Annotated in this window: 13 protein-coding genes and 1 pseudogene; 1 reads left to right on the plus strand and 13 read right to left on the minus strand. The window is 39.7% G+C overall.

The window, feature by feature from the left end; all coding sequences use genetic code 11:
- Window positions 1-17: 17 nt before the first annotated feature.
- The 13 genes and pseudogenes from AAHB12_RS25890 to AAHB12_RS25950 form a co-directional block, all read right to left on the minus strand.
- Window positions 18-929, minus strand: a complete 912-nt coding sequence (locus tag AAHB12_RS25890) for a sugar phosphate isomerase/epimerase family protein (protein ID WP_342048056.1) — start codon at window positions 927-929, stop codon at window positions 18-20.
- 212 nt (window positions 930-1,141) lie between these two features.
- Window positions 1,142-1,441 (minus strand): Gfo/Idh/MocA family oxidoreductase, encoded by a 300-nt coding sequence (locus tag AAHB12_RS25895; protein WP_342048057.1) that lies wholly within the window; start codon window positions 1,439-1,441, stop codon window positions 1,142-1,144.
- A complete protein-coding gene (locus AAHB12_RS25900; protein WP_342048059.1) occupies window positions 1,431-2,273 on the minus strand; it encodes an AraC family transcriptional regulator in 843 nt (280 codons plus the stop codon). The genes AAHB12_RS25895 and AAHB12_RS25900 overlap by 11 nt, the downstream gene beginning before the upstream one ends.
- A gap of 302 nt (window positions 2,274-2,575) precedes the next feature.
- Complete coding sequence (locus AAHB12_RS25905) at window positions 2,576-2,770, minus strand: tautomerase family protein (protein ID WP_342048060.1); 195 nt, start codon at window positions 2,768-2,770, stop codon at window positions 2,576-2,578.
- Window positions 2,771-2,787: 17 nt separating this feature from the next.
- The gene (locus AAHB12_RS25910) at window positions 2,788-3,546 is read right to left on the minus strand and encodes a 2-keto-4-pentenoate hydratase (protein WP_342048073.1); all 759 of its coding nucleotides are present in this window, start codon (window positions 3,544-3,546) and stop codon (window positions 2,788-2,790) included.
- A gap of 36 nt (window positions 3,547-3,582) precedes the next feature.
- On the minus strand, window positions 3,583-4,617 hold the full coding sequence (gene dmpG / locus AAHB12_RS25915; protein ID WP_342048061.1) for a 4-hydroxy-2-oxovalerate aldolase: 1,035 nt from the start codon (window positions 4,615-4,617) through the stop codon (window positions 3,583-3,585).
- 14 nt (window positions 4,618-4,631) lie between these two features.
- Entirely contained in the window at window positions 4,632-5,516 is an 885-nt protein-coding gene (locus AAHB12_RS25920; protein ID WP_342048063.1) for an acetaldehyde dehydrogenase (acetylating), read from the minus strand.
- A gap of 41 nt (window positions 5,517-5,557) precedes the next feature.
- Complete coding sequence (locus AAHB12_RS25925; RefSeq protein ID WP_342048074.1) at window positions 5,558-6,286, minus strand: 2-keto-4-pentenoate hydratase; 729 nt, start codon at window positions 6,284-6,286, stop codon at window positions 5,558-5,560.
- 89 nt (window positions 6,287-6,375) lie between these two features.
- Window positions 6,376-7,239, minus strand: a complete 864-nt coding sequence (locus AAHB12_RS25930) for a DODA-type extradiol aromatic ring-opening family dioxygenase (RefSeq protein ID WP_342048066.1) — start codon at window positions 7,237-7,239, stop codon at window positions 6,376-6,378.
- Between the two features lie 37 nt (window positions 7,240-7,276).
- Window positions 7,277-7,924, minus strand: a complete 648-nt coding sequence (locus AAHB12_RS25935; protein WP_446715618.1) for a fumarylacetoacetate hydrolase family protein — start codon at window positions 7,922-7,924, stop codon at window positions 7,277-7,279.
- A 44-nt stretch (window positions 7,925-7,968) separates the two neighbouring features.
- Window positions 7,969-8,997, minus strand: coding sequence for a zinc-dependent alcohol dehydrogenase (locus AAHB12_RS25940; protein ID WP_342048067.1), 1,029 nt, complete (start codon window positions 8,995-8,997; stop codon window positions 7,969-7,971).
- 76 nt (window positions 8,998-9,073) lie between these two features.
- Window positions 9,074-9,352 carry a YciI family protein gene (locus AAHB12_RS25945; RefSeq protein WP_342048069.1) on the minus strand — a complete coding sequence of 93 codons (279 nt, stop codon included), beginning with the start codon at window positions 9,350-9,352 and terminating at the stop codon, window positions 9,074-9,076.
- A gap of 555 nt (window positions 9,353-9,907) precedes the next feature.
- A pseudogene (locus tag AAHB12_RS25950) lies at window positions 9,908-10,522 on the minus strand (IS6 family transposase); the annotation flags it as partial.
- A 700-nt stretch (window positions 10,523-11,222) separates the two neighbouring features.
- Here AAHB12_RS25950 and ltrA point away from each other — a divergent pair.
- Window positions 11,223-12,249: group II intron reverse transcriptase/maturase (gene ltrA / locus AAHB12_RS25955; RefSeq protein ID WP_342048070.1), on the plus strand; the 1,027-nt coding region annotated here is incomplete at its 3' end.

The raw sequence follows: 12,249 nt of genomic DNA on the forward strand, positions 1-12,249 counted from the left end.
TTGTACTTATTATGGCTTTATATTTGTTGCCAGGCAGCAAGCAATGTCCGCTTCGCCTGTGCAATGATTGCTTGCGAGGATTCACCTGGTGCTGGTTTGATTTCAAAACTAAGTGTTCGATTTTTCCCTTCCCCCAAATAACCTATATCCAACAAAGTACGTAAATACTCTGCTAATTCAGGAACATCAATCTCACTGCCAGGATATCCAAAACGGGGATGTTTATCACCATATAGCGGATCATTCGAATTACCGATCAAACAATTCCCCATATGAGCATGTTTTAAATAATTCCTAGTCGTGGTTAATGCTTTTTTGGGGGATTCTCCAAGCATCGGTAAATGGCTTAAATCTACCATTAGACCGAAGGAAGGGTCCATTTTTCGAACTTCTCGTGCAACCTCAACCGCAAGGTCTGAAGGTCCGATTAAACAACGAAAATCAGTCTGGTGATCAAACGGCTCTAACAGAATCTCCAAATCACCTTTGGACCGTGCATATTGACAAACTTCCTGAATCGATTCGATTAAATATCCGATAGCTCGTTCTCTATCTTCCGGACCAGGATCTTTCCCTGACAAAAAGGCAAGATTTTTGGCCCCGAATTGATACGCTTCATCCACCGCACCTTTTAAAAGATCCACTGCCCGCTTCCTTTCCTCTTGGTCCATTGAATTGAGATCCGCCTGATTACCTATTAAAGCCGGATGACCACTAAACCCGACAATTACACCAGAGCTTTCCAACAATCTCTGTGCTCGTTCTGCTGTTTCTTTATCAGGTGCAGACTTGATCTCTACAGCGCTAAAAAATTCATCTTCAATGATAGAAGAAAGTGTGCATAAATACTCTTCGCTAGATGTCGCATATGGGTACGCCATAAAGTGCACGATACCCACCTGCATAAAATCATGTAGGCTCTTACGCATAGTTTGTATCCTCCAAATTTATTCTTTTTCCTTTTCTATTTCATTACTTTAGCATGCTTCTTACCATCTTTAGCACTTCCAGAAGTTTGTCCTGAACAGGCACTCAACAGTAATGTTCCTGTAATCTCTTTTCCTCCTAAAAAAACCCCATACGGTATTTTTCAAGAAACGAGATGGATATAAATTTACAATACTCACCATAGATAACGCTATCATACTATTAATGTCGAATCATTCATATTAATTTTCTGCCCTGCTTTAACTGATTCTTTAATTGCTTTAATTACTTTTAATGTTTCAAGTGCATCCTCACCAGTTACCAACGTTCTAGCCTCCCCTCTCAACACAGATATAAAATGTTCAAGCTCTGCTGTCATTGGATCATTATCTTCCACAGTGAGTTTTTCAAATTTCAGTTCATGGTCCCATCCATATATTTCATCGTCGTATGAGTATACTCTAAAACTTGGAAAGGCAATACTGCCTTTTTCTAAGCCAGCTTTACATACCATACATTTTTTTAAAGGTTTCTGGTGATATCCCTACGTGTTGTTTAAATAACCTACTAAAATGGGATAAGTGTTTAAAACCAACTTTGTAGCACACATTTGTAACAGAAATATCCTTGTCTACGAGAAACATCTTTTTTGCCTCGTTAATTCTGTATTCATATAAAAAGTTCATAATCGTCGTACCAGTAATTTGTTTGAAAAGTTTTGATAAGTAAAACTTATTTATATGAATATAAGATTGGAGCGTTTCTAACGTAATATCCTCCGTGTAATTCTGTTCTAAATATGTGATGATACGCTGTACACTAGTTTCCTTATTACTCGGAACCTCTGTCTTCTCAGTTGTTGAAAATTGAAACTGTTCAAAAATAAAGTAAAGAAGGTCAATAAACCTGAGTCTGAAACGGTTATAATTGATCGTATCTTTTTGGTCAAAATAATGAGCCATTTTTTCAAGAATATGTTCTACTTCTTCTTTTGCAGAACCTTGAAGAGAGATCCGATAATTATTAAATTCCTGAAACGGTTTTAATATATTTAATGAATGAAGTGATTGAAGAAAAGGTTTGATTCCCTCATGTTCAAAATGGACAACGGAACGAACATATTGATCATTTGGGTCCACTTTAGGGCTATGGAGTGTCATCCCGTTCATTAAAAGCATATCTCCAGGCTTAAGCACATAAATATTACTTCCAATAAGATAGTTACACCTACCACTATGAAAATAAAAGACTTCATAACGATGGTGGGTATGAAGTGATGGCTTATTCGTCCCTTGATCTTTGTATATAAAATCAATTTCGTATGGATCAAATACCTCGTTGTTCATAAGCCATCCTCCTTCATACCTTCTTTTGAATAAATGACGCGAAATCTCATAATGGTGAAGTTATCTAGTTCCCTGAATGGGTTTGTTGATTACATCCTAACCTTCAACAATGACTCCTACTGCTCATATTTCATTTTTCTATTAACCAAAGTAAGCATACTTCCTCCACTATACATCGATAGACCTTAATGTCAACTCCTATTATTCATAAGGTTTCAAATCATTGTATCTAGAATTATACTATTATTTATATAAGAGACTCACTATATCGTTCAATTTTCTCTACGCAGTAGTTCACTCTCTTACTTATTATTGGAGTTGGCTACTGTGACTTCAGCAATTCCCCAGTGTGTTTTGGGCACTTCCGTGACAATAACACGAATATTCTCTTTCGGTGAATTTAGTTCTTCACTTATGACATCTGTCATACGGGCAACAACTGATGTGATTTTTTCGATCGGTCGGCCTTCCATGATTTGAATGTTCACGATCGGCATCTTCATTCCCCCAAAATCTAGTCTTTGACAAGAAACTCCACTGTGCCTAATCCATCGAATTTGGCTACTACACTATTTCCAACTGCTAACATGATGGCACCTGTTATCGCTCCGGATAAAATGATTTCACCTTTCTTCAGCTTCTTCCCTTTTCGCGAAAGCATATTGGCTAACATAGCCACCGAATCAGCAGGATGGCCTAATACAGCTGCACCTGCACCAAGGTCTTTGATTTCTCCGTTAATACTTAACGTCACACCTAGAAGATCTAGTTCCAAGTTCTCTGGAGACCGCATTTGATTTCCAAAAAAGACACGAGAAGAAGAAGCATTATCAGCGATCACATCAGGAAGTGTAAATTTAAAGTCTTTATACCGACTGTCGATAATCTCTAAGGCCGGCAGCACATAGTCGGTGGCTGCAAGTACATCTTCTACTGTCACATCCGGTCCTTCTATGTCCTTGCCCAGTACGAAAGCAATTTCCGCCTCGACTTTTGGATGAATAAGTTCATTCATAGACAATTCACCATGAGCAACTGCCATGTAGTCAAAGATATATCCGTAAATCGGCTCCTCAACGCCCATTTGCTCCATCTTTGCTCGGCTCGTCAATCCCATTTTCGGTCCTAAAATACGATAGCCTTCTTTTATTTTCTTTTCAACGAGTCTTTCCTGAATACTATACGCCTCTTCTATACTTAGATCATGGTGTGTTTCAGTAATTCGTACCAATTCTTTTCTATCCACTTCTGCCGCTATTAACGTTTCTACCATGCGATTAATATTAATCAATATTTTATCCAAGGTTATTCAGCTCCCAATTACTGTAATTGCGCTTTTCCGTTTGGAAATTTCTGCAGCTACATCGACAATCATATCTTCCTGACCACCTACAACCTTTCGATTACCTAATTCAATCAGGATATCCCGTGCATCAACATTGAACTTTTTGGCGGCCCTTTGGGCGTGTAGCAAAAAGCTGGAATATACGCCTGCATATCCTAATGTCAGATTGTCTTTCGTAATCTCTTGAGGGACTCGGAGCAACGGAGAAACAATGTCTTCTGCCAAATCCATCATTTTGTACAAGTCGACCCCTGTTGGAATACCCAATTTTTCTAATACTGCAACGAGTACTTCTGTTTGTGTGTTTCCGGCTCCCGCTCCTAGACAACGGATGCTGCCGTCAATCCGGGTTGCCCCTTCTTCAATCGCCGCTAACGTATTTGCCATGGCTAATGATAGATTGTTATGAGCGTGATAACCAATTTCCGAACCAACATGTTGACGAAGCGCACGAATCCGTTCTTTTACTTGCTGGGGATGCATCGCCCCTGCAGAATCCACCATATAAACGATATCTGCTCCATAACTTTCCATCAGCTTAGCTTGCTCCACAAGCTTGTCAACAGAAGCCATATGAGACATCATCAAAAATCCTACAGTCTCCAATCCTAATTCCTTCGATAAAGCAATGTGCTGGGCGGAAACATCTGCTTCCGTCACATGGGTCGCAATGCGTGCCATTTTAACTCCCAAACTAGCAGCCTGCTTTAACTCTTTCTTTGTACCGATGCCCGGTAAAAGTAAAACTGCGACCCTCGTTTGATTACAAACGGATACAGCTGCTTCAATCAATTCAAATTCATCTGTTCGGGATAATCCATACTGCAAAGAAGATCCACCTAGACCATCACCATGAGCCACCTCAATATAAGGAACCCCGGCATCGTTTAACGTCTTCGCTATTTGTACTACTTGATCAACAGTGAATTGATGAGCAATAGCATGACTCCCATCACGTAAAGCTACTTCAGTTAGATAGATTTGACGTTCTTTTCCCAAAAAAAATCCCTCCTTTATACAGTTTGTTTAGCTGCATGATGTTTTGCAAATTCTTCTGCTACTTTGACGGCTGCTGCAGTCATGATGTCCAGATTTCCTGAGTACTTTGGCAAATAATCGCCCGCCCCTTCAATTTCCACAAAGATCGTTACCCGGTTGCCCTCAAAAATAGGCTCCGTACGCAAGCGATAGCCCGGTACATATGATTGGACGCTTTCTACCATCTCATAAATGGAACGGACAATGCCTTCTTCATTCATCTTTCCTTCTTCCACTAATGCGTGGATGGTGTCTCTCATCAAAATAGGCGGTTCCGCCGGGTTCAAGATGATAATCGCTTTTCCTTTTTTGGCACCCCCGATGACTTCAATCCCGCGAGATGTTGTCTCTGTAAACTCATCGATATTTGCCCGTGTTCCCGGTCCTGCACTCTTACTAGAAATGGTTGCAACGATTTCCGCATAATCAACAGGACATACCCGGTTAATGGCGTGAACGATTGGAATCGTCGCCTGACCGCCGCACGTAATTAAATTGACGTTATCAACGTCCAGATGTTCACTCAAATTCACTGGAGGAACTACTAAGGATCCAACGGCGGCAGGAGTAAGATCCAGCACCTTTTTTCCAGCTTCTTTCAATAACTTTGCATGATGGATATGAGCTTTAGCAGATGTCGCATCAAACACAATATCGGCCAGCTCTGGATGCTCCAGAAAGCCTTTGATTCCTGTACTAATGATTTCATACCCGTTCTCTTTTGCACGGTGTAATCCATCTGACTCTGGGTCAATTCCGATCATCGTGGTCAGCTGCAAGACATTCGAACGTTCGATTTTCATCATTAAATCCGTTCCGATATTTCCAGATCCCAAAATCGCTGCTTTCACTTTGGACATACTATCCACTCCTTCAACTTTTACTGCATGATTAATTCCCTTTAAAAGTAAACGCTTACTTCTCCTAGGTGGGCAAATCGTGCCTGAAAATGATCGCCTGGCTCTGCATTGACTGCCGCAGATAGAGCACCAGATAAAATCACTTCACCCGCTTTGAGTGTAATGCCAAATTCGAATAGCTTGTTTGCCAGCCAAGCAACACAGGCAGCGGGATGACCTAAGGCAGCTGCACCGACTCCTGTATTCATGATTTCTCCATTTTTGTACAGGACAACGCCTACTTGTGCAATGTCAATTTCCGACGGTCTCAACTTCTTTTCACCGAGAACATACAATCCGGAAGAAGCATTGTCTGCAATGGTATCCTGAAGCTTAATTTTCCAATCTGCAATTCTGCTATCTACTACTTCAAGTGCAGGGACCACATATTCTGTTGCTAGAAGCACTTCAGGAACCGTGATGCGAGGTCCAACTAAGTCCTGCTTGAGAACAAATGCAATCTCTGCTTCGACCTTTGGCTGAAGCACAAGCTGAGACGGAATACGCTCTCCATTTCTAATCACCATATCATCCAATAAATGACCATAATCCGGCTGATCTACACCAAGAAGCTTTTGCATAGCTGTTGACGTTAAGCCAATTTTTTTCCCGACAATTTGTCTGCCGGATTCTTTTTTCTTTTCAATAGTCGCCAACTGTACTTGATAAGCCTCTTCAATTGTTAGCCCTGGATGGATGGACGTTAATGGCTCTACTCCCTGTCGATTCATTTCCGCCTGGGCCAAATGTTCTGATAAGATAATTGATTGATTTTTAACTTTCAAAACTTGTCACTCCATCTTTTTGGATTTTAATCTCTTTATTTAGATTCCAGCGATAGATTCATATTTTCACTATCGGAGGACTGCTTACGATTTAGTACAGGTTCAAAGGCGAAGTGAGGATTCCCACTGCCTGAAGACTGCGCGTACCCTAGGAAGGAGGCTTTAAATTCGTCTTTTCCGAGAACCCCCAAAAGTGCCGCTACATGTCTTCCACCAGACTCAACATCCGCTGCCACTGAAAACTGAGGGAGCATTTCCCAAGCAGCGTCATACTTGCCCTCTACGAGATACTCAATGAATTTGTCGTCTAGTGCTTTCTCTGATAGCGTGGGCATATTTTCTCGACCTCGAGTGAGATGGTGGGACAGAGCTCCGCTGCTTGCAAAAATAATTCGTTTCTTGCTTTCCCTAAGAACCTTTCCAATTTGCTGACCCCATCGATATGTCTCTTCGAGGCTCGCCGACATGTTACATGACAGTTCAACCACCGGAATATCCTCATTCGGAACAAAATATCGAAGCGGTACAAGCGTACCGTAATCCCAAATATAGGTCGATTCATTAAAAGCAACTGCCGGTATACCAGCCTTTATACCTGCTTCAGCCAATTTATTAGCCAATTCTTCATCCCCGGGATAATCAAACGGAATATTGGCAATCAGATCCGGATGTTCTCTCGCGGTTAAAAAGCCTTGATGTATTGGAGTTGCATCTACATAATGCTTCCAATTTGTAAGAAAGTGGCTGGATATAATAACAATAACATCAGGATTTATATTTCTGACCAACTTTTGTTGTTGATGAAATGCTTGAACGATTGGCAACTGATAGTCGGGTGCTTGGTCCTTATATAGAAGTGAAGGAGCATGTGAACTTAAAAGAGCTAACTCGAGTGACATTTTATTTCCACCTTTCTATATATTAAATATTTATTCTTTATCGTTTTAACACTACTTTACTCGTTCCAAGACTCTTTTCTCCCCATTGAACCTCTAACACATCGCCATCTCTCAAAATACCGATCCCTTCAGGTGTACCTGTATAAATGAGATCCCCGGGTCCAAGACCAAAGTGTTTTGCGATAAAGTCGACTACCGTTTGAAGAGAAAAAATGGTGTTCTTCACATTACCAATCTGCAGTGTTTCTCCATTAATCAAAAGCTTAAAATCTTGCTCTTGGATCATTTCCATTGAAAAGGGAAGGAATCTTCCGACTGTAGAAGAACTTGGAAATCCCTTTGCTGGTAACCATGGCTGACCCTTTTTTTTCACTGCATTTAATACTTCCCGATATGTGAAGTCAAGACCGACTGTCATTTTATCAACTAGTTCGTCTACATGAATCCCTTCTTCATAAGGTTTTCCAATATGAAGCACAAGCTCGGCTTCACAGTTTACTTCTCCTCTGTCTCCATAAAACTCAATGGAAGCACCGTCCATTTTTTCTAATGAGTGTGTCGGTTTCATAAAAATAAGTGGATGTTCTGGCATTGAGTTCCCCATCTGGTCAGCAAAAGAAGCATAATTTCGTCCCACACAGTAAATATTTCGAATAGTACTTCGCATCGTTACTTCTGTTTCCATCAAGATTTCCCGCTCCTTCTGTAACATATTTATGGATTCGGCATTTATACAGCGCTTTCATTTCCGGATGCAATTGAACTTGATTTCTTTTTATTGAAATCGAGAACAATCTTTCCCTCGCTTCCTGATAAGGCGCTTTCATAAGCGTGTTTAAATTCAGTAAATGGCAATATCTTAGAAATGATTAGATTTACATTCAATTTTTCATCTCTTAAATACTCCATACTTTGTTCAAAGCCACTTGGAAATGTGTATATCATGCTTCCATATAAGGTAATTTCATTTCTGACAATATGAATAATGGGTAGTTCAGCTTGCGGGGTCATACCAATCAAGACCATGGCACCGCCTGGACGCACGAGCTGAATTGCCTGTTCCACTGCTTTTTTTACTCCTGCTGCTTCGATCACCACGTCAAACCTTTCATCCCCCACCTCTTCTGGATGAACAGCACGTATGTCTCCTAATTTTTTGACCTTTTCACGTTTAACGGGATTGATATCGATGGCGGTTACATGAGCACCCAAATAATTAGCGAGGACAGCAGCTAACATCCCCTCATTCCCGGAGCCAACAATAGCAACAGAAGTACCATTTATAATCTTGACCTTTTTAAGAGCATGGACAATGACAGCAAAAGGCTCAATTAGAACTGCTCTCTCATCCGGCATATCATCCGGAACTGGTAATACATACTTAGAAGAGATAACAAACTCTTCAGAAAAACCACCATCGACGTTAACACCAATTGATTTCTTATGCAGGCAAATATTGGTTTTCCCTTGTTTACATAAGTCACATTCACCACAAAAAGAGTTAGGAAAGACAACCACTCTTTTTCCTACTTGATAAGGAACCCCTTTTCCAGTCTCAATAATCGTACCCAATAATTCGTGCCCCGGCCGCACCGGATAAGAAGCATGAGGAAGGCTTCCCTGGAATACGCGTAGATCTGAACCACATATGCCTCCATAAATTAATTTAATTTTCACTTCTCCATCCATTGGAGCGTTCGGAGATTGCTTTTCCCTTAGTTCCAATTCGTTCGGCTTTTTTAAGTACAACTCTAACATCTCATCCACCCCAGTCAGCTTTTAATCGAAGAAATTTTATTTTTGTTAAATCATCACCTAGTTGTTTATGTAAAAATTAGGAAATTATATTATCAACCAGATGTATAGCCCATTCATGAATTTCATAGGATCGTGCACCCTGGATAATAAATGGATCACCTTTAACCATGTATTCTACTTCTTTCTCAGAATCTGCCTTATAAATAACAAGACCACCTGCACCATCCACAAATCTTCCCTTTGCAAACACTTTTCCTTCTTTTCCTAATTGTTTTAAATAATCCAAATGCTCTTCACGGTACATGTTATTTTTTTCAACATTAAGCATTTTAGAAATTACTGCGAAATATTTCATAAGTATAATGCCTCCTCGTTAATTTCTGCGGAATAATATACAGAAAATTCTGTCTATTTAGTTTAGATTACTTCCATACAACTTTGTTATTAGATCTACTATAGAAATCTTAAATGAACATCTACATATAGCAAATCCAACTCTGTTTTTAATCGAACTACATTTTCGTCAAGTTCTTTATATATTAAATCTGAAGGCTTAATTAGATTTTACTATAGGTTTATAATAAGGTCTTAATTCCCATTGGTTGAAATTGACCAAATATTTAACTCAGATTATCATTTTTACTATCAAAATATTGTGAAATGGGTTCTGGTGCAAAGACAAAATAAAAGAAAATGAAGAGCAGATGCAAATAGCAGCAACCCAAGAAAAAAGGTCATGGTGGCATCTCTTTTTGGGTAAATAGTACCATAGGGGAATGGCTAGGGAATCCCTCTTTATTTTTTGACGAACTATTAGGGATCCCCTTATAGTTCGTCAAACGTAAATATGGTTCTGGTGCAAATATAACGACAGTTTGAAAAAACGAATAGATTCCTTCGGAATCCTATCCTATGCTGTAAGTCCAAACAATAGATGTATAAACTCTTTCTGATTTTGGACAGATCTCTCCCGTAAGAAAATTTGCTTTTTTCGAAGCATATGCATTGCTTCTATACCACTCAATATCTTTTTGGCAGTTCGAAACGATTTCAATCCTAGCATAGAACGAACTCGCTTCTTTATAAAGCGATGGTCTTGCTCAATGATATTATTTAGGTACTTCTGTTGTCTTATTTGCGTGCCAGAAGGCATGCTTTTTTCTTCTTGTAATTCTTGAATCGCTACAGGATACGCTGGATTCTTATCGACTGTGATCACGCGGGAAGAGGACACATGCGAAGAAGCCAAGGCTTTTTTGAAAAAGCACTTGGCTGATTGGGTATTTCTATTTTTGCTAAGATAAAAATCAATGGTGTTTCCTTCGGAGTCCACTGCACGATATAGATACATCCATTGACCATTTACTTTGATATACGTTTCATCGACTCTCCAGGAATCATTTGTTAGCTTAAGATGAGGTCTTACCCTTTCATCTAATTCCGGTCCATATTGATGAACCCAACGCATAATCGTTGTGTGAGCCATCGATAAGCCGCGTTCTTCCATCATTTCCACCAAGTTACGAGTGCGACCTGTTGCCATATAAGATAAAAAGAATATTGAAAATGGCTTACTAACCAAAAGATAGTAAAACTCTCATCTTGAAGGAAAGAATGATAGGTACATGCCACCTTGAAGTTTCCTCTCTGATACTCCTACATGCCTCTGAAAGTGACAGTTTTCTCAGGTATGAAGCTAGGTAAAGTCGCCTTTAAATTTCCTAAGTCCTAACTGGATATGGAAAGAGTTGAGGCGGGAGGCTGAAAAAATTCCTAAGGTAAGAATGACACAAAATACGTCTGACGAATCTCCGAATGTACGGGTCTATACTTGGGATATCTGGAAACGGATATACGGTTCACATACACTGGGTAAGTTGTCGAAGAGTAAAAATTCGTAATATGAAATTCGACTAAGAAGGCAAGGTTTCTTACTAAAACTTACAGGCTTATAGGAGATACCTAAGGGAATTACGGATAGCTAGAGATAAGGGAACAGGGAAAGCCAATCACTACCACATTCAACCTCTGTCAAGGGGTAGGTCGTTATAAGGCACAGACCGAAGTACATTTAGATTGGTGAGAGCTGGGGCACCAACCAATGAAGGTTCTGTAATGGAGCTGAAGGGATAGCCCCAAGTCTAGTTGATACAAAACATTTATTTTCTAAGCATCTTGCATGGTCGGGTAAGAAAATGGGAACTCACTGAAAGAAGGTGAGCCATATGCAGGCAGACTTACGATACTGGGAATATTACAATATGACGGATACCTTCACTGCATTGTTTGAACAAGCACAAATCAACAAGAAGTTTACCAGATTGTACGATACAATCACATCGAGAAATAACATTTTGCTTGCCTATCGAATAATAAAACGCAATAAAGGATCTAAAACTGCAGGCACAGACGGAAAAACAATTGAGAACATAAAAAGAATGACAGACGAGGAGCTCGTCGAGCTTATACAAAAGAAGCTGAAAAACTATCAACCCAAAAAGGTAAGACGTGTTTACATTCCAAAGCCCAATGGTGATAAACGCCCTTTAGGTATTCCGTGTATCCTTGACAGAATCATTCAACAATGTGTGAAACAAATCCTGGAACCTATAGCAGAAGCAAACTTCTGCAAGCATAGTTACGGTTTTAGACCTGTAAGAAATGCACATCACGCATTAGCCCGAGTTCAACATTTGATAAATAGTAGCAAATTACATTATGCGGTAGATATTGATATTAAAAAGTTCTTCGATCATGTCAATCACACAAAATTGATGAAGCAATTATGGAATATGGGTATACAAGACCGCAAAGTATTAAAAATTATTATGAAAATGTTGAAGGCTGAAATTGAAACAGAAGGAAAACCTTCAAAAGGTACACCGCAAGGTGGGATTCTTTCCCCTCTCTTATCTAACATCGTACTTCATGATTTAGATAAGTGGGTATCTACTCAATGGGAACTGTTTGATACACGGCATCAATACTATCACGCGTCAAATAAATATGCGGCTTTAAGAAACACAAGACTTAAGGAAGGATTCATTGTAAGATACGCTGATGATTTTAAAATACTGTGTCGAGACCGGAAAAGGGCACAGCGATGGTATTACGCAGTCCAACTTTATCTAAAAGATAGATTAGGGTTAGACATAAACCGAGAGAAATCCAAAATTATTAACTTGAGGAAACGTAAAGCAAATTTTCTCGGTTTTACTATAAAAGCGGAGATAAAAGGGGCAAAATACGTCG

The sequence above is a fragment of the Bacillus sp. OTU530 genome (genome assembly GCF_038440375.1).

Excerpts from the sequence above, each read along its gene's own strand:
- AAHB12_RS25890 (WP_342048056.1), bottom strand. The coding sequence starts at position 929 with ATGCGTAAGAGCCTACATGATTTTATGCAGGTGGGTATCGTGCACTTT.
- AAHB12_RS25895 (WP_342048057.1), bottom strand. The coding sequence starts at position 1,441 with ATGGTATGTAAAGCTGGCTTAGAAAAAGGCAGTATTGCCTTTCCAAGT.
- AAHB12_RS25900 (WP_342048059.1), bottom strand. The coding sequence starts at position 2,273 with ATGAACAACGAGGTATTTGATCCATACGAAATTGATTTTATATACAAA.
- AAHB12_RS25905 (WP_342048060.1), bottom strand. The coding sequence starts at position 2,770 with ATGCCGATCGTGAACATTCAAATCATGGAAGGCCGACCGATCGAAAAA.
- AAHB12_RS25910 (WP_342048073.1), bottom strand. The coding sequence starts at position 3,546 with ATGGTAGAAACGTTAATAGCGGCAGAAGTGGATAGAAAAGAATTGGTA.
- AAHB12_RS25920 (WP_342048063.1), bottom strand. The coding sequence starts at position 5,516 with ATGTCCAAAGTGAAAGCAGCGATTTTGGGATCTGGAAATATCGGAACG.
- AAHB12_RS25925 (WP_342048074.1), bottom strand. The coding sequence starts at position 6,286 with ATGAATCGACAGGGAGTAGAGCCATTAACGTCCATCCATCCAGGGCTA.
- AAHB12_RS25930 (WP_342048066.1), bottom strand. The coding sequence starts at position 7,239 with ATGTCACTCGAGTTAGCTCTTTTAAGTTCACATGCTCCTTCACTTCTA.
- AAHB12_RS25935 (WP_446715618.1), bottom strand. The coding sequence starts at position 7,924 with ATGGAAACAGAAGTAACGATGCGAAGTACTATTCGAAATATTTACTGT.
- AAHB12_RS25940 (WP_342048067.1), bottom strand. The coding sequence starts at position 8,997 with ATGTTAGAGTTGTACTTAAAAAAGCCGAACGAATTGGAACTAAGGGAA.
- AAHB12_RS25945 (WP_342048069.1), bottom strand. The coding sequence starts at position 9,352 with ATGAAATATTTCGCAGTAATTTCTAAAATGCTTAATGTTGAAAAAAAT.